This window comes from Pseudoxanthomonas sp. CCNWLY206-1 (assembly GCF_039710385.1).
In the GTDB taxonomy this organism is placed as follows: domain Bacteria; phylum Pseudomonadota; class Gammaproteobacteria; order Xanthomonadales; family Xanthomonadaceae; genus Pseudoxanthomonas_A.
On sequence record NZ_JBDKXI010000002.1, the window covers coordinates 353,306 to 374,204 of the forward strand.

Consider the following 20,899-nt stretch of genomic DNA (forward strand, 5'->3'; position numbering starts at 1 on the left):
CCCGTAGGAGCGCCGTCTCGGCGCGAGCTCTTCCTATCAGGCCACGGCGGAAGCAAGAGCTCGCGCCGAGACGGCGCTCCTACAGAACGGTAGCGCTAAGCGATCCCCAAACCCGGGATCGATGAAATCGTATCCGGATCAAAGCCGGCGATCTCCGCGAAGTGCCGGCCACGCGCCACATAGTCCCGGTACTGTCCGAAGCTTGGAGCGCCGGGCGAGAGCAGGATCACGCCTCGCCCATCCAGCAAACGGCGCGCTTGCGCCATCGCATCGACCAGCCCGTCTGCCGCTGCAAGTTGAAAGCCACCTGCCTTTACCAGCGGTTCCAGCAACGCATGAATGCGCGGCCCATTGGCGCCCATGGTGACGATGGCCGCAGGCGGCTGTTCGCGCATTCGAGCAGCAAAGTCGTCCCAATCCAGGCCCCGGTCATGGCCGCCCAACAGAATCGCGACGCGGTGCGAACGAAAGCAATCCAGCGCCGCCAGACTCGCATGCGGCGTCGTGCTGATGGAGTCGTTTACATAGAGGATGCCGTCGCGCTCGCCGATCGTCTGCAGGCGGTTGGGCAGCGGCTGGAAAGACTGCGCGGCCACCGCCAGCGAAGCAGCTTCGATGCCAGCCGCCTCGATCGCCGTCAGCACCGCGCACAAATTGCTGCGGTTATGCCTGCCCGGCAGCGGCACCGTGGTGGTATCCAGGATGAAGTGTTCACCCCGGTACAAGTCATCGTCACGCAGATGCCAACCATCTTCTCGGTTGAACCAGCGTATCTCGCTGTCCGGCAACGCAAGCCGCGCCAGATACGGGTCGGCCGCGTTCAGTACCGCGATATGTGGCTTGGCTTCGGTAACCAAGGCCAGCTTGTCTTCGATATAGCGCGTCTCTCCGCCGTGCCAATCCAAGTGCTCAGGAAAAATATTCAGCACCACCGCCACATCCGGGCGAGTGCCGCTGGCCGCGACATCACGGGTCTGATAGCTGGACAGCTCGATCGCCCAGTAGTCCGGAGCCGGCTGTGGATCCAGCACTTCCAGTAGGGACAGGCCGATGTTCCCTACCAATGCTGTTCGAAAACCGCCCGCGCGCAGCAAGTGCGCCAGCAGCGAGGTGGTGGTGCTTTTACCCTTGGTGCCGGTAATGCAGAAGGTCCGCGGCGCGTATCCATCTGCATCGCGATGTTCTCCGAACCACAACGCCGTACCACCGATGAAGCGTGCACCTTTTGCCGCCGCTTCCATGGCCTCGGGCAGATAAGGGCTGATGCCGGGCGACTTCACCACCACATCGAACGCGGAAAGGCGCGGCCCATCGACATGGGTCTCTGCTTGAAGCAGCGCGTCGTGCAAAGCGACCGCTTCGGTCGCTTCATCGGCGTTGCAGAACAGCGTTAGTGGCAGCGCAGGGAAGCGTTCGCGAATTGCGTGGTAAGCGGCGCGGCCTTCACGGCCCCAACCCCACAACGCAACGCGACGGCCATCAAACTGCGAAATTCGCACGCAGGCGCTCCCACAGCGCAGCAGGAATGCGATGCTCGCCAGCGAGTTCCAACAAAGGTCCTATCTCGAGTTCCGATGCATCCAGCTGCGGTCGGATTTCCTGATTGAAGCGCGCGACCAAGGCGTCTTCCCGCCACTCCGGGCGGTCGGCGAGAGCCGCCATCGCGGCGCGCGATTCCTGGCCTTCACCGACGCATTCGAATGGCTTGTGATCCTGGTACTCCAACAGCGCGTCGAACCCGCCGACCTGCGCTATGTCGTCCAGCAGGTTACGGCCAAAAATGCTTACCAGGCGCGGCTTGGGCATGAATGGCGCCAGGGCGAGAAACACAAAATGGCATTTGGGACAGACACCGCACCAGCGATTGACCGGGCGTTCGCCGAGGATGTGGAAATTGCGATTGCAACTGGAGAAGTGCGCATCGTAGTGGTCAGTCTTGGCGAACTGGCGAGCGACCGCCAGTTCCGACAACGGACGCAGCAATGAGTAGTAGTGAAGATCGGCGGCGATGTGCGTTTGCACGTACTCGCCAAAGACCTGTTCGAACGCCCAGCCTTTCGACCATTGATGATTCACTTCGCCCGTGCCCGGAATCATGCTGCCGTAGCTGGCGGAGCGCTCATTGGAGAACACCACCTGATCAACACCTTGCAGCACCGCCGCCAGTACCAGGATCGCGGAATTGATCGCCGTCACCGGAATGTGGCCGTTCCAGGCGCCCTGGCGGTTGTATTCGAACAATTCCGGCGCCAACGCGCGGCCGACGTTCAACGTGGGTAATCCAGTACGCGCCGCGCATACCGAGATCAACTGCGACCCTCCTATCCACGCAACCGTCTGCTCCACACCGGCCGAACGCAGCGCCTCGATGCTGACCAGCGAATCCTTGCCGCCGCCGATGGCGACCAACGCATGCTCACGCAGCCCCAATGAAGCGGCAGCAGGCGACGCCGAAGACTGCCCCACCGGAAAACGAATGCGATCGTGCAGGTTCAAACCGTTGCGGTACGCGAACTCACCCAATCCATGGACGTAGGTTTGCTCCAGCAGCACCGCGGTGGCGGAATCGATGGCGTAGCCGTCAATGCGTATTTCTTCGGGTACCGCGGCCTTGTAGTAACTGACGCCTGTGATCAGGTGCAGCAGGCGCAATGCACGTTGCGCGGCGGCTTCTTGCTCAGCCTCCAACGCAAAGGGCGCCCCCGGGATAGTGACGGTCTCCGTCAGCTCCGGGCCATCGTCGAAGGCGTAGACCAATTGCGCGACGCCCGTCTGTGCGTCAAGCGAACACCGGACGAAGCGGAACGACTGAATCTTGGTTTTATCGAAATTGATCATGATTACCTGTGGTGACACGCAACTGGCGGCGCAAGTGTGGTGTCCCGCAAAAAGCTTGCCTATATGACGCCGTGAATTGGTCCCCGAGCCAAGGCGCGAGGAGGAGGCATGGCGGAACTATGGTGACGACGAGCAACGCAGGATCCGGGGTCAAGGCCAAGTCAGATAGGTAAGCTATTTGTGGGACACCGCACTATTGGCGACGGCAGAAGAAAACGATGAAGTCCAGCGCAGCACCGCCATCAACCGCGGCGCCTTGAAACGGGAAAACGGATTCAGGTGCCAGCGTCATCGATCACATCCTCCACTGGCAACGCACGCAGGTTGTAGGTGTTCGCCATGGAATAGCCATAGGCACCGGCGTCAGCGAACAGCAGTACGTCGCCCTCGGCAGTAGCGGCGGGAAGACGGCGGCGCTTGCCGAACACATCGCTGGATTCGCAGATCGGGCCCACCACATCGAACGCTATTTCAGCCTTGTCGTCCAAGCGGCTCAGATTGGCCACGTCGTGCCAAGCGTCGTATAGCGCCGGCCGTATCAATGCGTTCATGCCCGCATCGGCACCGACCCGGCGAATGCCTTCCTTATCCACCACCTGAGTGACATGGGTCAGCAACACGCCCGATTCGGCCACCAGGTAGCGGCCAGGTTCGACAACCAACCGATAGCCGGGATACGCGGCTTTGATTTCCGCCAATCCGGCGCTCCACGCTTCCAGATCGAAGGGCTCATCGTCCGCGCTGTAGGGGATGGGCAGACCGCCGCCGATATCGATGCTTTCGATGCTGCCGATCTGGTCGGCGATGCCGCCCAGTTCATCGCAGACCTGGCGCCAATGCTGTGGGGTTTCCACGCCGCTGCCCAAGTGCGCGTGCAAACCTGCGATGCGAACATCGAGTGATCTGGCCTGGGCCAGGAACTCTTCCAATCGCGCCAGCGGCAGGCCGAACTTGGAAGTCTTGCCGCCGGTCTTGACCTTATCGTGGTGGCCATCGCCACGGCCAAGGTCGATCCGCAGCCACAGGCTTCGGCCGCGGAACAGCGCCGGCCAGTTGCGCAATGCTTCCACATTATCCAGCGTGACGATGACGCCGCGGGACAACGCGAACTCGTACTCGGCGCGCGGCGCAAAACTTGGCGTGAACAGCACTTCCTGCGGCGCCAACGCCGGCACGGCTTCGAACACTCGTTCCAATTCGCCCTGGGAAACGCACTCCAGGCCGAAGCCCTCCTCGACCAGAGTGCGCAACAGCACCGGGTGAGAGTTCGCCTTGATCGCATAGAACCGTCGATCGATGGCGCCAATCGCGGCTAACGCACGAGCACGTGCGCGGACCGTCGGCAAGTGATAGACATAACGCGGCGTATCGGTCTGCGCCAACGCCAGCAGTTGACTGCGCTGCGCCTGGCCATGCCACCATGGCGTACCGCGGTGACGGACGGCACCATTGATTTCGCGCCAGCGGGGGCCGAAAACACTGGTCTCTTCCACCGGCATGGCATCACTGTCGATCAATGCCGCATGCAGCACCGGCAGTAGACCATCGGCGTCGGCTTCGTCGATGACGAAGGTCAGATTGAGATCGTTGGACGACTGCGAGATCAGATGCACGCGTTCGCGCCCGAACATCGCCCACACGTCCGACAGTTTATGCAACAGCGAACGCATGCCACGACCGACCAAGGTAATGGCGGTGCACGGCGCGATCACCTTGACCCGGCAGATCTCCGACAAGTCAGCGGACAGCGCCGCCAACACGTCGGTATTGAGCAGATTCTCGCTGGGATCCAGCGACACGGTGACGTTGGTTTCAGAAGAACCAATCAGGTCCACCGACAGCCCATGCTTCTTGAAGCGTGCGAACACATCTGCCAGGAAGCCCACCTGCTGCCACATGCCAATGCCTTCCATCGACACCAGCAGGATGCCGTTACGGCGGCTGACGGCTTTCACGCCGGGAACGGTCAGCGCACCGCCGTCGATGCTGGTGCCCGGCAGGTGAGGACGTTCGGTATCCAGGATCGCCATCGGCACACCCGCATCGCGGCAGGGCTTGATGGAACGCGGATGCAGCACTTTGGCGCCGGTGGTGGCGATTTCCTGGGCTTCGTAATAGTCCAATCGGGTCAGCAGGCGAGCGTCCGGCACTTCGCGCGGATTTGCGCTGAACATGCCGGGCACATCGGTCCAGATTTCCACCCGCTGCGCGCCTAGGAGCGCGCCAAAATAGGCTGCGGAAGTATCCGAACCACCCCGTCCCAACACGGCGGTCCCGCCGTCTTCATGACGCGAGATAAAACCCTGGGTCAGCAGCATGCGCGTGGGCTGTTCGCGGAATGCGCGGCTCCACTCTTCACTGGCCTGGATGCCGCACGAAACCGACAACCGCTGCGCCCAGGCGCTCTGATTCGGCAGGACGCTGGCTTGCAGCCACTGGCGCGCATCCATCCAGCCGAAATCCAAGCCCTGCGCATGCAGGTAGGCCGCGCCCAGCGTGGACGAAAGCAACTCGCCTTGCGCCAGCACTTCGGCTTGCCAATCCAGCGTACGCGTCGCGGCGCGCGGATCAGTCAGCAAACCACGCAAGGCCGCCAGACGTCCGCCGAGCACCGCATCCGGATCCAATTCGAGTTCGGCGACGAAATCGCGATGCCGTTGTTCCAAGCTGGCGACACGCGCCGCGGCGTCCGTTGCGCCATCGGCAATCGCGGTCAGCTCATTGGTGACGCCGGACAGTGCCGACACCACGACGAGCACGCGCGCATCATTTTCCTCTGCCCGTTTTTTTGCCAAACGGCCAATCGTGTCCCAGCGGTGGCGACGCGACACCGAGGTGCCGCCAAACTTGAGGACGATCCAACGATCGGAAACGGTAGAGGCAGAAGGCATGGATAGAATGGGGGCTTGCCCGACCCTTCGGGCGCGAACCATCGATTCTAAACGAAGCCCTCGCCTAAAGACTCCCCTGATGACCTCACATTCCTACGCGCAACTCGACGTCTTCGCCAACCGTCCTGGCGCGGGCAATCCTTTGGGCGTGGTGTTCGATGCCGAGGACCTGGATACCGCCACCATGCAGGCCTATGCCGCCTGGGCGAATTTGCCGGAAATCGTTTTCTTCCTACCGCCCACCACGGCCGAAGCCGATTATCGCGTGCGCATCTTCACTCCCCTTCGAGAGCTGCCCTTCGCGGGCCACCCCAGCGTTGGCGCCGCCTGGGCGGCATTGGACGCTGGTCTGGTCAGCGGGAAACAGCAACTGATACAGGAATGCACTGCCGGCCTGCTGCCCGTGCGCATTGAAGGCACAGGTCCACAACGCAAGATCCACATCCGCGCGCCGCGCGCGCGGGAAGTGGCTGACGCTCAACACTACCGACCAGACGTCGAAGCCGCTTTTGCCGGCATACCACGCGGCACCATGGTCCCCGCGCTATGGGATAACGGCCCCCGCTGGTGGCTGGTCGAACTGGCCGACGCGGGGGCGGTTCGCGGGTTCACGCCTGACTATGCGCGCATCGGCACGGTTACGACCCCGAGCGATGCGGTGGGGTTGGCCGTATTCGCGTTGGCCGATGCCGAGGATCACCAGCTCACCCTGCGCGTGTTCTGTCCGGGCGATGCTGTTCCGGAAGACCCCGTCACCGGCAGCGCCATCGCCTGTATCGCCGCTGCGCTACTGCAGGCGGGCCGCTCTCCAGGCGCTAGCCGGCGCTATGCCGTCAGCCAGGGTCGCGAACTAGGCCGCGACGGGAAAGTCGAAATCGGCATCGATGACGAGAACGACGTCTGGCTCGGTGGACAGGTGCAGCTCATCATCCGCGGCACCGTGAATTGGTAAGCTGCGCGGCCCCCGTCCGTAACCCTTTCTCATGACTGCACGCCGTTTCGTCCAACTCGACGTCTTCGCCGATCGCCCTGGCGCCGGAAATCCGCTGGCGGTGGTACTGGACGGCAGCGGACTTGATGATGTCACCATGCAGGCCATCGCTCGCTGGACGCGCCTGCCCGAAACCACGTTCGTGTTTCCCGCCACTTCAACCGAAGCCAGCTATGGCATCCGTATTTTCAGCCCGCGCCGTGAAGTGCCTTTCGCCGGACATCCCAGCGTAGGTACTGCGCATGCCGTCCTGGAAGCCGGCCTGGCGCACCCCCGCGAGGGACTGCTGATCCAGGAAGGCATCGCAGGACGGCTGCCCTTGCGAGTGGAGAGCGAAGGCTCAACGCGCACCATTGCGGTGCGCACACCGCGCGCCAACGTCGTGGAAGTCGGTGCGCCAGACCGGAACGCACTGCTGCGCGATGCACTGCAAGGCCTCTCGGCTGGCGCGCTTCCACCCGCGCTGGTCGATGGCGGGCGCCGCTGGTGGCTGGCGGAACTGCAGGACGAAGCCAGCTTGCGCGCCGCTTCGCCGGACTGGGCGGCGATCGCGGCGTTGGCGCAGGCGACTGAAAGCATGGGCATCTGCGCTTATGCACGAGCCAACGGACAACCTTATGACTTGGCGGTGCGCGCTTTCGTCGGCGCGCCGGCTGCGTTCGAAGATGCGGCCTCGGGCGCCGCCAACGCCACGCTCGCCGCGTGGCTGAAATCGCAAAATGCTCTGCCGGGCGGCCGCGACCGTTATGTCGTCAGTCAAGGCCGTGAAGTCGGCCATGACGCGCTACTGCAATTGCACGTGGATGCCAACGGTGACGTCTGGTCGGGCGGCCAGGTACAAACCGTGGTGACTGGGCATATCCGCTGGTGATGTCGGTTTTCCAGTCGGGTTCACGCGCCGGTACGTCTTGGTTCACTCATCTTCGGCAGAAGCGTCCATGGGCGCTCTTCCTGTCAGGCACCATAAAAGCAACGAGCGATTGAAATCTTCCTGTTCGCGTTCGCATACGGACGCGCTGCGGCGCGTTCCTGATAGCGTGCACTGAGTGGTTACCGAGGCGCGGATTGGAACACGGGTTTGCCATCGACCCATGTGGAGCGAATATGCAATTCGTCGAGCCCTGTGGCGGGGCTCGCCATCGGGTCCTCATCCAGCACCACGAAGTCCGCGCGTAAGCCGGGCGCCAGACGCCCCACTTCGTCTTCGTCGTGACCTGCGTAGGCAGCATCGGCGGTAAAGCCACGCAGTGCTTCGACCACCGTCAGTCGTTGATCTGGGAACCATCCGCCGGGTGGCTGCCCTGCCCGCCCTTGTCGCGTCACAGCGGCATACAGTCCCAGACGTGGATCAGCCGATTCAACCGGGAAGTCCGACCCCAACGCCAGCCGCGCACCGCTGGCGCGGAAACGCTGCCAGGCATAAGCGCCCTTGATGCGTTGCGGGCCGATGCGATCCTGTACCCACGGCATGTCCGATGTGGCGTGTGTAGGCTGCATCGAGGCGATCACACCGAGCGATGCGAAGCGCGGGATATCATCCAGCGCGACCATTTGCGCGTGTTCGATTCTCCAGCGTTGGTTGCTGTCTTTTGAATCTCCAAGCACACGCGTGTAGGTGTCCAGCACGATGCGATTGCCGCGGTCGCCAATGGCATGGGTAGCGACCTGCACGCCGCATTTCCTGGCTTTGCGCACGGCCGATTCGAAAGCCGCCGGCTCAGTAAGCAGCAGGCCGCGGTTGCCCTTATCGTCGCTGTAGTCTTCCAGCAGAGCTGCGCCGCGGCTGCCCAGCGCGCCGTCCATATAGAACTTGACTCCACGCATCTGCAGGCGACCGCTTTCGTGGCGATAAAGCCCTTGGGCGCAGAGATCGGCCAATGCCGCGCTGTCAGCGTCGGCATAAGCGCTCAGCCGCAGCGGCAGTCGACCGGCATCGGCAAAACGCTTCATCAACGCAAGATCTTCCCTCGGCACACCCATGTCGTGGACGCCGGTCAGCCCATGCCGCACCGCCATGTCCAACGCCTTGGTCAACGCCTGTTCGCGCAATGCCTCGTCCGGCGCAGGCACCGCGGCATTCACCAGCGCCATGGCGGCGTCGACAAGAACGCCGTTGGGCTGGCCATCGCGGCGTTCGATCCGTCCTCCGGCGGGCTGCCAGTCGCCTTGCAACGTCTTGCCCGCTTTTGCGGCCGCGGCACGCAAAGCGGCCGAATTTGCCCAGCCCGCATGGCCATCGACGCGTTCCAGCCATACCGGACGTTCCGGGAAGGCAGCGTCCAGATCCGCGGCGCTCGGGAACGCCTTGTCCGGCCAATCGTTCTGATCCCACCCGCTTCCCAACAACCATGCACCCGGGGGCAGCTGCTTTTCATAGATTTTCAGGCGCGCGATCACTTCGGCCTTGTCGCGTGCGCCGACCAGGTCCGCACGTGTCAGCGCGTATCCCAGGCCCATCACATGCCCGTGCGCGTCGATCAGACCGGGAATCACGGTCTTGCCCGGCGCCTGGATATGCCGGGCGTCAGGGTAACGGGCCAACAGTTCTTTCGAGTCACCCACCGCAAGCAGGCGTCCTTCCTGATCCCAGGCGATCGCTTCGGCAATCGGACGTTGCGGGTCGGAGGTATGTACACGCGCGGCGGTCAGCACCTGCACCTGCGTAGCCCACGCGTTCGTGCCAATCAGGCATAAGGCGGCGATCCAAAACCAATAGCGCATGCAGGGCTCCTCATTGCGACCGCCCCGGACTATGCGCGCGCTGTCGCGCACCGGCAACCCTGGCCCGCTACGCCTTCCATGGACTACCCAACGAACATGGGGCCTTGCGGCCCCATGAAACAGTTGCTGCGAAACTCAGCGTTCGCTTGCGGTCATTCCGGCCGGACATCCACCCGCACGCGGATGCGATCGCCGGGATGATGGTCCGTGCGGGTGTGATACGTACGGCCGGCATATTCATACGTCACGTCATAGCCGGAGACACGGCGGTCGTCGTAGTAATCGTCATATCCGCCGCGTCCATCGCGTCCGCTGGTGGGAACCGGATCGCAAACCCGCACGGTTCCTCGCTGGGCTTGCTGGTTACGCTGAGAACTGTTGTAGATGGATCGGCCGGCCATGCCACCCACCATGGAGCCGACCGCCGTGCCCACATAGCGCCCACTACCCTCGCCCACCTTGCTGCCCAGCACGGCACCGGCGATACCGCCGATCACCGTGGCGACAGTGCGGCCCGTTTCGTTGCCGCTCGTGCGGTAACGGTCATCCTGGTAATAGTCGTCGTCCCGGTAGCTGCCGTTGTTGGGGTAGTAACCGTCGTCACGCGCGTAAACGTCGTCCGCCTGGCGGTAATAGCAGCGCTGCGAACTGACCTGGGTATCGCGGTAGCCGCCGGAGTAGCCCCCGGACTCGATGATCGGATCGACCCGGATCACTCGCGCGTAGTCGTACTGCGCGCCATAACCGGAACCGGAGCCGTAATAGCCCGACGACTGCGCGCTGGCGCTCGTGGAAGCGAGTAGTCCCGCGGCAAGCAAGGCGGCGGAAAAATAGTTCATGGCGGGCCTCCCCGCGCCGGATCGGCGCAATCGCATCGTCAGGCCAAAGCGGTGAAAACAGTCTGAATTCGGCCCGCGGGCTCTTCACCGTTTAGCCATGCGACAGTTTGCCTGGCGATTGCTGGCGCTGCGCGCCCAAGCAAAGGCCCCACATGGCTAATCGCAACCGATTCCATCAGCTCGGCGCGCCAGGCGGACGCAATGCCGGAGGAAAGCGATGGCGGCACGTCTTCGTCCTTGCTGGAAATCACGAACAACGTTGGGCACATAGGCGCCGCGGCTTCGATACCGGCATAGGCCTCGCGCAAGACAGCACCGGATTCATCACGCCAACGGCGAAATGCGTACAACGACGTCGCTTCGTCGGAATCCGGCATCGAGCGCAAGGTGGAAACCAGCCGCGCATTGTTTCGCCACGGCACAACCGCCGGCCACTCGCGCGGCGGCAGCTCACGATGCCAGCCAGCAGGCGGCAAGGGGTTCACCAGCACCGCGGCATCGGCGAGCTCGGCGATACGTACCGCCAACAACCCACCCAGACTGGCACCGATCACCACGCGCGGAGACGGCAGCAGGGACAGTGCACCGCGCATTTGAGCTTCGTAATCACCAAAGCCCGTTGCCACCAGACCTGCAGCGGATGGCTGCAGGTCTGGCGCACAGACGCGGATACCCTTTGCCTGAAAGACATCCCGCCAAAGATTCCATTCCCAGCCACCACCTCCAGCACCATGGATGAGCAGCGCCGAACGGACGGTTCCCACGCGTACTATCTACTCACTGTGGCGCGGACCGCTGCAGGTCTGACTTCAAAGCAAGGTCGCTTCCAGCGACACCGGCACCGACAGCGCGCGCGAAATCACGCAGCCGGCCTTGGCTTGCTGGGCGATTTCCTCGAACTTGGCGGCATCGATGCCCGGCACACTGGCCGAGACAATCAACTTGATGCCGGTCACGGTCGGGCCCGGATCCATGCCCGGCTCCATGGTGGCCTCGGCGCGAGTCTGGATTTTTTCCGGGGTGAACCCTGCTTTGCCCAGCACCGCGGACAACGCCATGCTGAAACAGCCCGCATGCGCGGCAGCCAGCAGCTCTTCCGGATTGGTGCCTTTCTCGTCGCCGAAGCGGGTCTTGAACGAATAGTTCTGGGCATCGAACAGGCCGCTCTGCGGCGTGCTGATGCTTCCCTTGCCAGCTTGCAGGTCGCCATTCCACACCGCATCGGCATAACGTTTCAAAGCCATGGTCACATCCTCGGGTCAGGGGAGCGCGCAGCTTACACCGGCGGATGTTCATGCCGGGCATATCAGCCGGGGCAGCCGTCCGCCGCCTTGGTGCGTTCGGCGGGTAAAGCAGCGACGGTGGCTGCTCGATCGACGACATGCTCCCGTACCGCACTGCGGCTTGACCGCGCCGGCCCGCATGCGGATGCTGACCGCCCGCCATGACCGCCCGCAGAGCACGCCGCTCACGGGTCGCGCTTCGCCCGGACAGCCATGACGGCATATGCGGATTCGCTCCGCAAAGGCCCGGCCATTCCTGGCCGGACTCTCAAACATGGGAGGAACGGCCTCATGGCATACAGCACTCAGCAAATCCGCAATGTGGCCTTGGCGGGCCACCCTGGCGCCGGCAAAACAACGCTTTTCGAAGCCCTGCTGCATGCCGGCGGCGCCCTACAGACGGCAGGCACGGTCGAACGCGGCACCACCGTATCCGATCACGACCCGATGGAAAAAAGCCGCGGCCACTCCATCGATACCGCTATCGCCAGCACAGATCACGCCGGCATCCACGTCAATCTGATCGATACTCCCGGATACCCCGAATTCCGCGGCCCGACGCTCTCGGCGCTGTCGGCGGTGGAGACCGCATTGATTGTGGTCGATGCCGACACCGGCGTGGCGCATGGCACTCGGCGGCTGATGGAACGCGCGCAGCAGCGAGGACTTTGCCGCGCCATCGTCATCAACAAGATCGACCATGAAGGCGCCGATTGCGCACAGGTGCTGCAAGATCTGCGCGAGGAGTTCGGCGCCGAAGTCCTGCCGCTCAACCTGCCGGCGAACGGCGGAAAAGCGGTGGTCGACTGCTTCGGCCGCAACGCCGGCGAATCGGACCTGGGGCCCGTCGCGGATTGGCACCAGAAGATCATCGACCAGGTCGTCGAAATCAACGAAACCGTGATGGAGCACTATCTTGACCTGGGCGAAGGCGGACTGTCCGGAGAGGAGTTGCACGACGCCTTCGAGCAGTGCCTGCGCGAAGGCCACTTGGTGCCGGTGTGCTTCGCTTCCGCCCGTACGGGCGTAGGCGTCAAGGAACTGCTGGACATCGCCGAGCAGCTTTTCCCCAATCCTGCCGAAGCCAACCCGCCGCCTTTTCTCAAAGGACGTGGTGCCGCGGCGAAACCCATCGAAGCCTTGCCCGCAGGCAAGGCGCACGTCATCGCTGACGTCTTCAAGATCGTCAACGATCCTTTCGTCGGCAAGCTGGGCGTGTTCCGGGTGTATCAGGGCACCGTTCGGAAGGACACGCAACTGTTCGTGGACGATGGCAAGAAACCTTTCAAGGTCGGCCACTTGTTCAAACTCAAAGGCAAGGATCACGTGGAGGTGGAGCAGGCGATTCCTGGCGACATCGCCGCCATCGCGAAAGTGGACGACCTGCATTTCGATGCAGTGCTGCACGACAGCCACGACGAGGACGAGATTCACCTGGCGCCGATCGATTTCCCCAAGCCTATGTTCGGATTGGCGGTGGAGGCGGCCAGCAAGGGCCAGGAGCAGAAGCTTTCCACCGCACTGCACAAGTTGGCCGAAGAGGACCCCGGCTTTGTGGTCGAGCACCAGAACGAATTGAACGAAACGGTGATCCGCGGCCTCTCCGACCTGCACCTGAGGATCATGCTGGACCGCTTGAAGGAGCGTCACGGCGTGGAAGTGAAGACCCGCCCCCCACGCATTGCCTATCGCGAAACCGTCGGCGCACGGGCCGAGGGCCACCATCGCCACAAGAAGCAAACCGGTGGCGCAGGCCAGTTCGGCGAAGTCTTCCTGCGCGTGGAACCGCTGGCGCGGGGCAGTGGCTTCGAATTTGTCGACGAAGTCAAAGGCGGCACGATTCCCGGGCAATTCCTGCCTGCGGTGGAAAAAGGCGTGCGCCAGGTACTATCCGGAGGTGCTATCGCCGGTTATCCGCTGCAGGACGTACGGGTGGTGGTCTACGACGGCAAGCATCATCCGGTGGACAGCAAGGAAGTCGCCTTCGTCGCTGCGGGCAAGAAGGCATTCCTGGATGCCATCGCCAAAGCCAAGCCGCAGGTGTTGGAACCGGTGGTGGACCTGGAAGTCAGTGCGCCCGAATCGCAGGTGGGCGACATCACCGGTGGCCTGGCCAGCAAACGTGCGCGCATCAACGGTACCGATTCGATCCGCGGCGAGATCGTGGTAAAGGCGCAAGTGCCACTATCGGAACTGGAAGGCTATGCGGCGGAATTGAAGTCGGCGACCGCTGGGCGTGGACGCTACAACCTGGATTTCAGCCACTACGAACCGGTGCCCGCCAATATCCAGCAGAAGCTGGCAGACGCCTACAGACCTCGGCAGGAAGAAGAGTGAGGGCGAGACGAGAGCCGCGCGCAAGCCGCCGCACTGGCAGGCGAGCGTGGCGATCGGTTCGGTCGGCGATACGCCGACCGATCCGTTCAATACGTTTTTTTCCGGCCCAATCGGCCGCTTAGCCACGCTTACAACCAGAAAAAGCAAAAAAAGAAGCTTTTTTATCGCTTTTGCACTTGGCGGCGCGTTTGCTTTGCCCTACATTTCGCTTGCCGAACGTTTCGGCCCGATTACCCACCTACAGACTGCAAGACAGGACAAATATGGCAAAGACCACCAAGAAAGCAGCGCCGAAAAAGGCCGCGAAGAAAGCCGCCGCACCGAAGGCCGCTGCAAAGCCGGCCGCACCGAAGCCGATCAAGGAAGCCCTGAGCAAGTCGGGTCTGGTTGCCCACATCTCCGAAGCCACCTCCGTGGCCGCCAAGGACGTGCGCGCCGTGCTGGCTTCGCTGGAAAGCGCCGTCCATGCCTCCGTCAACAAGAAAGGCGCTGGCGCCTTCACCCTGCCGGGCCTGCTGAAGATCACTGCCGTCAACGTGCCGGCCAAGCCGAAGCGCAAGGGCATCAACCCGTTCACCAAGGAAGAGCAGTGGTTCGCTGCTAAGCCGGCCTCCGTGAAGGTCAAGGTGCGTCCGCTCAAGAAGCTCAAGGACGCCGCGGCCTGATCTGCCGCTTCATCCGTAATATCCAATCGGGACGGTTCGCCGTCCCGATTTTTTTTGCGCATGGTGATTGGCTTCTTCACGAAGCTTCCCTGTGGGAGTGGCGTCGGCATGCCGGCGCCGGTGAGTCGCGACTGTGCGCCTGAAGAACGATAGAAACCCGTTTCTGCGCCATCCGGACGCGCTGCGGCGCGTTCTTCATCGCGCCGGCCGAATGGCTATCGGGGCGCGGACTTGATGCGTGGCCTATCAGCCCGCACCTATAGAAATCCCGAACGGAGCGCCACGCATGAATATCCAAGGTTTTCTCGACCATCTCCTCAAATCCAGTCAAGGCGGAAACGGTAGCGGCAAGCCGGGCAGTCTGCTCAATGCCGACTTCGGCAAAGGCGCATTGACAGGCGGTGCGCTGGGATTGTTGCTGGGCCGCAACAAAAGCACACGCAAGTTGGCGACCTATGGTGGTCTGGCCGCATTGGGCGTGATGGCCTACAAAGCCTATGGGGATTACAAGCTTCAGCAGGACGGCGCGGTCAAGACCGAGCCGCAAACCGTCGACCGGCTGCCACCGCCTCAAGTCGAGCAGCACAGCCAAGCCATCCTCCGGGCGCTGGTCGCTGCCGCCAAGGCTGACGGCCACGTCGACGCCAGTGAGCGACAGATCATCGAAGGCGAATTCGCCCGCATCCATCAGGACGATACCGTGCAGGTCTGGTTGCGAAACGAACTGGAGAAGCCTCTCGATCCGGCGGAAGTCGCCAAGGCGGGCACCACGCCGGAAATTGCTTCCGAAATGTATCTGGCCAGCCTGCTGGTGGCCGACGAGCAGAACTTCATGGAACGCGCTTATCTGGATGAACTGGCGCGACAACTCAAACTCGACGACGCATTGAAGGCCCGGCTGGAACAGCAGCTGGCGGACCAGGTTCGCCAGGCCTGATCCACCGTGGCGGCGCCGACGCCCTCGTCTTGGCATCGTGCAGCCCGCCGCTGGCTGACGCGGCTGATCATTGTGGCGATGGCAGCGTGGCTGCTGCCCTGGGCGTGGCGGCAGCCTTTCATGGCGAAGCCGCGAACGCTATGGGAGTTGTCGCGCATGCCGCCGCCAAGCGCCCTCCCTGTGCCCGTGGAAGGAGTGACCGCACGACGAATCGCGGATACGTTCGGTGCGCCGCGTGGAACGGATCGTACCCATGCCGGCGTGGATATTTTTGCGCCGCGCGGAACGCCCGTGTTCAGTAGTACCCGCGGCATCGTAGTGTCGGTGCGCGAGGGTGGCCTGGGCGGAAAGCAGGTGTGGGTGTTGGGGCCAGGTCGCGAACGCCACTACTACGCGCACCTGGACGATTGGGCGCCAGACCTGCAGACTGGTGATGTGGTGCGGCCTGGCGACTCCTTGGGCGTGGTCGGCACCACCGGCAACGCCAGAGGCACGCCGCCTCATCTGCACTATGGAATTTACGGCGAGAACGGCGCCTACGATCCGTTGCCACTGATGCGGGCATTCAGAAGCCCGCGCGCGCGCTGAACCCCAAGAACGCGCCACACCGCCGAGCGCCTGGAACAGTGCATCGCGGCGGTAACACTCGCCGTCGGTTTGCCTCGGGCCTATCTTGGGATGGCTTTCCGCTTCTCCGGCAAACCCCATGGCAAACGACAAACATCGCTACCGAATCACGGTCACTCCCATCGAGCAGGATGGGCAACCGTGCAGCGGACGCTGCACCATCGAATTCGAACACAGCTGCCACGACGACTGGATGCGAATATTGGAGGCAACCCAGCGGCAACGCGGCTTCAGCGGTGACGAGCGCGCAGCCCTGGTCATCGGCACCAAGCTGCTCAGTGGCCTGATGTTGAAACACCGTGGAGACACCGATGATCTGTTCGCCCCGCTGCGTGCGCACATGGGCGAGTTCATTCGGGGTCTGAAGCAGGGCAACCGCGCCGATTGATCCGTACCGCGCGTAAGCTACGGCTCTCCACTGCGGGCGCATTTCATGAACGTTTTCTCCATGTTCGACAGCACCACCCTGCTTGCGTACACCGCCGCTGCCACGGCACTGGTGCTGATTCCAGGTCCGGGCACGGCATGGATTGCGACTCAAGCGCTAGCGGGCGGCACCCGCCGCGGTGCCCAAGCCGCCTTGGGACTGGAGACCGCCACACTACTTCACGCCTTGGCCGCGGGCTTGGGCTTGTCGGCGATACTCGCCACCTCGGCAATGGCATTCGAATTGGTCAAGTACGCCGGTGCGGCTTATCTGATCTGGCTCGGTATCAAGGCCTGGCGGGAAAGAGCGCCCGCACTCGACCGCGGGACTCTCGACCATGGCGCGACGCCAAAAGCACCATCAACGTCGACTGGTGTGTATTTGCGTTCGGTCCTCACAGGATTGCTAAACCCCAAGGTAGCCATTTTCTTTCTGGCGTTCCTGCCACAGTTCGTGCACCCAGAACGTGGCTGGGTGCCATTACAGTTCCTGGCGCTCGGCGCATTGCTATCCATCATTGGCCTGGCCCACAGCCTCGTGTTGTCGCTGCTGATTGGCCGCTTCGGGCGACGTGCTCCGGCCAACCCGCGTTTTGATCGATGGAAGCGCCGGGCCACCGGCAGCGTATTTGTGGCTTTAGGACTTAGGCTGGCAATGCAGCAACGCGAGTGAGCATGCTTGTTTGAAAGCGAACACCGCCCCATATCAATTACCGCACAGCACTCACGATTGAGGCTGTGTTCACTCCGGCTGGCTAAGGTGGACACCTTCCCGCGAGTTCGATCATGCCCATGCGCCGCCATCTAATCCCCGTCTTCCTATTGCTCGCTCTGCTGTCGCTTGCCGGCTGCGCGGCCATGAACACCGTCTCGGGTTATCTGGGCAACCAGATCAGCTTCACGACACCGCAGCTGCAGCGGCATCTCAACAACAGCTTCCCGCGCGAGTTCGACAAGCTCGGCGGATTGGTATCGGCCACGCTCAGCAATCCCCGGCTGGCCATTCCGCCAGACGACGATCGATTGCGACTGGACTTCGACATAGGCGTTCGCGGGTTGGGCATCGGCGAGATAAGCAAAGGCCGTTTCGCGCTGGCCAGCAGCCTGCGCTATGACCCCGCAACCCGTGGCCTGCACCTGTTGAATCCGGAAATCGTCGACGTGGAACTGCCCGGATCCGGATCATTGAAAGAAAGCGGCACGCGTGAGCTGATCAATGCCGTGCTGACCGAATATGCCAACCAAGAACCCGTTTACCGCATCGACGCGGACGTACTGGATCGCCTGCCTTCGAACAAGCGAATCGGTGCGACCCTGATCGAGGACGGGCGAATCGCAGTAAAACTTGAGGATCGCTAAGGCAATGATGAAGAAATCTCGACGTGGTCTTTTTCGCACCAGCGCAATGCTATTGCTGACTTTGAGCGCACCTCTCTCTGTCTGGGCGCAAACGGTAAAAGGTAATGAAGTCAGCGTCACCGGTGCGGAGGTGCAGCAGCATCTGAGCGCCGAGTTCCCGCAGGATTACGACACGCTGGGCGGGCTATTGACGTTGACCCTCAGCGACCCGCAATTATCTATCCCCGCGGGAGGCCAACGCCTCGCGCTGGGCGTCGACGCCAAGGCCGCCTCTGGAGGTGGTAACGCCACGCCTATCGGCCGGCTTTGGCTGAGCAGCGGACTGCGCTTCGACCCGCAGCAGCGGGCGTTGTTGCTGGATCAGCCCACCCTGGACCGCATCGATGCCGCTTCGCCCGGGCAGAAAATCGATGGACGCACCGAGATGCTGATCAATCTATGGCTGTCCGACTACGCCAAGAAAGAACCGCTATATCAACTGGATACAGCGACAGCGGCGCTGCTCGGCGATCTGCAGGTCGTGTCGACCAACATCGAGAACGGGCGTGTGGTTGTGCGGTTCAACCGGGACATCGGCGCGGTACCGGGCCTGGAGTGACGGAGTTGATCGCGCATGAGACTAGTCGAGGTCGGCCGCCGCGTGGCCGACACTCGCGATGTCCACGTGACGCCACTTATATCTCGAAGCGATAACTCAGCTTCACCAGCAATTGTTCGTCGTCGCGCAGCTCGAAACTGTCGTTCAACAGTTGACTTACGTCGTCCGAATAGTCATTTCTATCGAAGCCACCGCGCCCATACACCACATACAAATAGGAAAGCGGCGCCAGTTCATAGCGATATCGGACCTGGAAGCCAAGATTGCTCAGGCTGAAATCATCGATCGTATCGTCACTGGCAATGGCGTCCCCCGTCGATGCCACTCGATACGCGCCTAACGCGTCCGCGTCCACCGCGAGGGCTTGCAGCTTGACGCGCAATTCCTGCTTGCTGCCGATGTTCCAGTTCAACCCGGCACTGACATGCCACTCGCGGCCCTTGAAGCTGCCGATCAGGTTCTCTCGCTGCCATACCAGCCAATCGGGGGTCAGGTCCGCGTACACGCCGCCGTACACACTGAAGGCGTCGCTGACGAAGTACGTCGCTTCGTATTCCAGGGCGTAGCCGACCTTGCGGCTGCCAGCCAATCCGCCGGTGATCAGATCGGCATAGACCTCGTGTGCCCACCTGCCTTTGCGCGGCCGGGTGTACTCGAAATACGCATTCCAGCGCCACGGCAAGTTCACTGAGCCATTGCCGCGCGTCAGCAGGTCATCGACACCGGCGCTGTTGATGTTGATCTGAGCATACTCATAGCTGCCGTTGCGCAACCGGCTCTCGCGGCTCATGCGGAACTGATCGCTAAGCTTTTCGCCGTGATTGTTGTGGTTGCTGCTGATGCGCCAACGCCATTCCTTGGAGGAATAGCGCGAGGCTTCCGGCTGCTCCGCGAATCGCTTCTTCACGTCCCAATGCAGGTAGTTGGTGCTGTTGCGCGACAGATAACCGGCATCGTTGATCTGCAACTCGTCGCCGAAATGCATGGCGATCCATTGCTGGCGCCAGCCGCGATCCATTTCGTAGTCAGCCCAGACCGTCGCACCCAGGTCGCGCGTGGTGTCGCCCCACTGTTCGATTTCGCTGCCGAATATGCGCGTGCGGATATTCCAGCGCGCGGTCGGGCGCCAGTCGTGGTCCATGCCCAGCACCGTCGCCTCGCGGTCCAGATACGGCCGCTCGACCTGGGTCAGCATCAGGCCCAGATTCTGGGTGCTGAAGTCGCGCACCAGTCGCAGCGCGCGAAAGGAGCGCCCCACCTCGTCGGCCTCATCGGCAGCAAAGACGCCGTACTTGGTCTGCCCCAGGCTGCCGTTGACCTTCACCGCCGCGGTGATATCGCCAGCGCCATTCCCATCGTCCGCCGGGCCGCCAATGCGCCGCGTGTACAGCAGTTGGCTGTCGTCAGACGGCGTGTTGTATTCGAACAAACCCTGGTTCTCGGTAAAGAATGGGCGTTTGTCGCTGATGAAAGTTTCGGTGGCGCTGAAATTGACTACCAGATCGTCGCTTTCGACCTGGCCGAAATCAGGATTGACCGTGGCGGTCATCTGGAACTGGCCGTTCGGCTTCCACAGCACATCCACGCCGCCTTCGTAATCGGCATGGCTGCGAACGTTGTCGTACAGACCGGAAACATAGGGCGTGACGGCCAGCAACGTCTGTTCGTAGTGCGGCATCTCCACCAGGTGGAAATCGGACAGGAAGCGCGGGCGTTCATAGCTGGCCAACGGCCACGCGGAGCGCTCGCCGGTCGAGCCGATCACCCGGTCCAGATAGATTTTCATGGATCGCTGATCGCCGTCCGCTTTATGCATTGGCGCGATGTACCAGGGGATCAACATCTCCACCGACCAGCTGTCGGCATCCTCGCTGACCGCATACCGCCAGTTGCCGTCCCAGTCGTCGTTGAACTGGTTTTCGTTGGTGATGACCGCGTCGGCGATGCCGCCAGTGGAAGACACCGTGAAGTTGTAGCCGGTGCGTCCATCGCCATCGAAATCGACCATCAGGTTGACCCGGTCGACCTGCTCGTCGAAATCGCGCCGTACCCGTTGGCGGGTGCGCTGCACGGAAGCGGGCTGGACGTTTCTGAAGGCGATCGCCAAGCCATCCGGCGTGGCGAGTATCCACGCTTCCGTCGGCTGCGAGGCCGGCGTTCCGGTCAGCGGCTGCACTTTACGGAAGTCGGTGACCTGCCGGGCGCCCTGCCACTCGGTGGAATCCACCCGGCCATCGACCTCGACAGCCATCGCCGGCGCCGAGGCCATCCCCAGGATGGAAAAGACGGATAAAACCTTACGCATCAACCCACTCCATTGGGGCCCACGCCCGCTTGACGCGCAAACTACGCCAGACCAGGGCGATCACCGACTGGCGTTAGTCATG

18 protein-coding genes are annotated in these 20,899 nt (G+C 62.5%); 10 read left to right on the forward strand and 8 right to left on the reverse strand.

What is annotated here, in order from left to right:
* Nucleotides 1-95: 95 nt before the first annotated feature.
* The 3 genes from murD to AADW18_RS05760 all read right to left on the reverse strand — a co-directional run bounded on the left by murD (nucleotide 96) and on the right by AADW18_RS05760 (nucleotide 5,729).
* The gene (gene murD, locus AADW18_RS05750; protein ID WP_337342404.1) at nucleotides 96-1,499 is read right to left on the reverse strand and encodes a UDP-N-acetylmuramoyl-L-alanine--D-glutamate ligase; all 1,404 of its coding nucleotides are present in this window, start codon (nucleotides 1,497-1,499) and stop codon (nucleotides 96-98) included.
* Nucleotides 1,480-2,838 carry a UDP-N-acetyl-alpha-D-muramoyl-L-alanyl-L-glutamate epimerase gene (gene murL, locus AADW18_RS05755; RefSeq protein WP_337342405.1) on the reverse strand — a complete coding sequence of 453 codons (1,359 nt, stop codon included), beginning with the start codon at nucleotides 2,836-2,838 and terminating at the stop codon, nucleotides 1,480-1,482. Before murL ends, murD begins: the two co-directional genes overlap by 20 nt.
* 275 nt (nucleotides 2,839-3,113) lie before the next feature.
* Complete coding sequence (locus AADW18_RS05760) at nucleotides 3,114-5,729, reverse strand: bifunctional aspartate kinase/diaminopimelate decarboxylase (RefSeq protein WP_337342406.1); 2,616 nt, start codon at nucleotides 5,727-5,729, stop codon at nucleotides 3,114-3,116.
* 79 nt (nucleotides 5,730-5,808) lie between these two features.
* On the opposite strand from AADW18_RS05760, the gene AADW18_RS05765 reads away from it, so the two are divergent.
* Together AADW18_RS05765 and AADW18_RS05770 are read left to right on the forward strand one after the other, a co-directional pair.
* On the forward strand, nucleotides 5,809-6,681 hold the full coding sequence (locus tag AADW18_RS05765) for a PhzF family phenazine biosynthesis protein (RefSeq protein WP_337342407.1): 873 nt from the start codon (nucleotides 5,809-5,811) through the stop codon (nucleotides 6,679-6,681).
* 31 nt (nucleotides 6,682-6,712) lie between these two features.
* Nucleotides 6,713-7,591 (forward strand): PhzF family phenazine biosynthesis protein, encoded by an 879-nt coding sequence (locus tag AADW18_RS05770; protein WP_337342408.1) that lies wholly within the window; start codon nucleotides 6,713-6,715, stop codon nucleotides 7,589-7,591.
* A gap of 179 nt (nucleotides 7,592-7,770) precedes the next feature.
* Here AADW18_RS05770 and AADW18_RS05775 read toward each other — a convergent pair whose 3' ends face one another.
* The 4 genes from AADW18_RS05775 to AADW18_RS05790 form a co-directional block, all read right to left on the reverse strand.
* Nucleotides 7,771-9,441 (reverse strand): amidohydrolase, encoded by a 1,671-nt coding sequence (locus tag AADW18_RS05775; protein ID WP_337342409.1) that lies wholly within the window; start codon nucleotides 9,439-9,441, stop codon nucleotides 7,771-7,773.
* Nucleotides 9,442-9,593: 152 nt separating this feature from the next.
* Nucleotides 9,594-10,280, reverse strand: a complete 687-nt coding sequence (locus AADW18_RS05780) for a glycine zipper 2TM domain-containing protein (RefSeq protein ID WP_337342410.1) — start codon at nucleotides 10,278-10,280, stop codon at nucleotides 9,594-9,596.
* Between the two features lie 38 nt (nucleotides 10,281-10,318).
* The gene (locus AADW18_RS05785) at nucleotides 10,319-11,044 is read right to left on the reverse strand and encodes an alpha/beta fold hydrolase (protein WP_337342411.1); all 726 of its coding nucleotides are present in this window, start codon (nucleotides 11,042-11,044) and stop codon (nucleotides 10,319-10,321) included.
* A gap of 45 nt (nucleotides 11,045-11,089) precedes the next feature.
* The gene (locus AADW18_RS05790) at nucleotides 11,090-11,524 is read right to left on the reverse strand and encodes an OsmC family protein (protein ID WP_337342412.1); all 435 of its coding nucleotides are present in this window, start codon (nucleotides 11,522-11,524) and stop codon (nucleotides 11,090-11,092) included.
* A gap of 330 nt (nucleotides 11,525-11,854) precedes the next feature.
* Here AADW18_RS05790 and fusA point away from each other — a divergent pair, with 330 nt between their 5' ends.
* From fusA to AADW18_RS05830, 8 genes are all read left to right on the forward strand, one after another.
* Nucleotides 11,855-13,900, forward strand: coding sequence for an elongation factor G (gene fusA, locus AADW18_RS05795; protein WP_337342413.1), 2,046 nt, complete (start codon nucleotides 11,855-11,857; stop codon nucleotides 13,898-13,900).
* 263 nt (nucleotides 13,901-14,163) lie between these two features.
* Nucleotides 14,164-14,565 carry an HU family DNA-binding protein gene (locus tag AADW18_RS05800; protein ID WP_337342732.1) on the forward strand — a complete coding sequence of 134 codons (402 nt, stop codon included), beginning with the start codon at nucleotides 14,164-14,166 and terminating at the stop codon, nucleotides 14,563-14,565.
* A 286-nt stretch (nucleotides 14,566-14,851) separates the two neighbouring features.
* Nucleotides 14,852-15,502, forward strand: coding sequence for a tellurite resistance TerB family protein (locus AADW18_RS05805; protein ID WP_337342414.1), 651 nt, complete (start codon nucleotides 14,852-14,854; stop codon nucleotides 15,500-15,502).
* A 78-nt stretch (nucleotides 15,503-15,580) separates the two neighbouring features.
* Nucleotides 15,581-16,090 carry a M23 family metallopeptidase gene (locus AADW18_RS05810; RefSeq protein WP_337342415.1) on the forward strand — a complete coding sequence of 170 codons (510 nt, stop codon included), beginning with the start codon at nucleotides 15,581-15,583 and terminating at the stop codon, nucleotides 16,088-16,090.
* Nucleotides 16,091-16,208: 118 nt separating this feature from the next.
* A complete protein-coding gene (locus AADW18_RS05815) occupies nucleotides 16,209-16,517 on the forward strand; it encodes a DUF3861 domain-containing protein (protein WP_337342416.1) in 309 nt (102 codons plus the stop codon).
* A 45-nt stretch (nucleotides 16,518-16,562) separates the two neighbouring features.
* Nucleotides 16,563-17,228, forward strand: a complete 666-nt coding sequence (locus AADW18_RS05820) for a LysE family translocator (protein WP_337342417.1) — start codon at nucleotides 16,563-16,565, stop codon at nucleotides 17,226-17,228.
* A 119-nt stretch (nucleotides 17,229-17,347) separates the two neighbouring features.
* Nucleotides 17,348-17,914 carry a DUF1439 domain-containing protein gene (locus AADW18_RS05825; RefSeq protein ID WP_337342418.1) on the forward strand — a complete coding sequence of 189 codons (567 nt, stop codon included), beginning with the start codon at nucleotides 17,348-17,350 and terminating at the stop codon, nucleotides 17,912-17,914.
* Between the two features lie 4 nt (nucleotides 17,915-17,918).
* Nucleotides 17,919-18,512: a DUF1439 domain-containing protein gene (locus tag AADW18_RS05830; RefSeq protein WP_337342419.1), complete on the forward strand. Its 594-nt coding sequence runs from the start codon at nucleotides 17,919-17,921 to the stop codon at nucleotides 18,510-18,512.
* A 76-nt stretch (nucleotides 18,513-18,588) separates the two neighbouring features.
* Here AADW18_RS05830 and AADW18_RS05835 read toward each other — a convergent pair whose 3' ends face one another.
* Nucleotides 18,589-20,817, reverse strand: coding sequence for a DUF5916 domain-containing protein (locus AADW18_RS05835; protein ID WP_337342420.1), 2,229 nt, complete (start codon nucleotides 20,815-20,817; stop codon nucleotides 18,589-18,591).
* Nucleotides 20,818-20,899 lie beyond the last annotated feature (82 nt).

Bases quoted from the DNA above. Each gene is read 5' to 3' on its own strand.
- AADW18_RS05825 (WP_337342418.1), top strand. From the start codon at position 17,348: ATGCGCCGCCATCTAATCCCCGTCTTCCTATTGCTCGCTCTGCTGTCG.
- AADW18_RS05780 (WP_337342410.1), bottom strand. From the start codon at position 10,280: ATGAACTATTTTTCCGCCGCCTTGCTTGCCGCGGGACTACTCGCTTCC.
- AADW18_RS05805 (WP_337342414.1), top strand. From the start codon at position 14,852: ATGAATATCCAAGGTTTTCTCGACCATCTCCTCAAATCCAGTCAAGGC.
- AADW18_RS05800 (WP_337342732.1), top strand. From the start codon at position 14,164: ATGGCAAAGACCACCAAGAAAGCAGCGCCGAAAAAGGCCGCGAAGAAA.
- AADW18_RS05815 (WP_337342416.1), top strand. From the start codon at position 16,209: ATGGCAAACGACAAACATCGCTACCGAATCACGGTCACTCCCATCGAG.
- murL (WP_337342405.1), bottom strand. From the start codon at position 2,838: ATGATCAATTTCGATAAAACCAAGATTCAGTCGTTCCGCTTCGTCCGG.
- AADW18_RS05770 (WP_337342408.1), top strand. From the start codon at position 6,713: ATGACTGCACGCCGTTTCGTCCAACTCGACGTCTTCGCCGATCGCCCT.
- AADW18_RS05775 (WP_337342409.1), bottom strand. From the start codon at position 9,441: ATGCGCTATTGGTTTTGGATCGCCGCCTTATGCCTGATTGGCACGAAC.
- AADW18_RS05820 (WP_337342417.1), top strand. From the start codon at position 16,563: ATGAACGTTTTCTCCATGTTCGACAGCACCACCCTGCTTGCGTACACC.
- AADW18_RS05810 (WP_337342415.1), top strand. From the start codon at position 15,581: ATGGCAGCGTGGCTGCTGCCCTGGGCGTGGCGGCAGCCTTTCATGGCG.
- AADW18_RS05790 (WP_337342412.1), bottom strand. From the start codon at position 11,524: ATGGCTTTGAAACGTTATGCCGATGCGGTGTGGAATGGCGACCTGCAA.
- AADW18_RS05835 (WP_337342420.1), bottom strand. From the start codon at position 20,817: ATGCGTAAGGTTTTATCCGTCTTTTCCATCCTGGGGATGGCCTCGGCG.
- AADW18_RS05830 (WP_337342419.1), top strand. From the start codon at position 17,919: ATGATGAAGAAATCTCGACGTGGTCTTTTTCGCACCAGCGCAATGCTA.
- AADW18_RS05760 (WP_337342406.1), bottom strand. From the start codon at position 5,729: ATGCCTTCTGCCTCTACCGTTTCCGATCGTTGGATCGTCCTCAAGTTT.
- AADW18_RS05765 (WP_337342407.1), top strand. From the start codon at position 5,809: ATGACCTCACATTCCTACGCGCAACTCGACGTCTTCGCCAACCGTCCT.
- fusA (WP_337342413.1), top strand. From the start codon at position 11,855: ATGGCATACAGCACTCAGCAAATCCGCAATGTGGCCTTGGCGGGCCAC.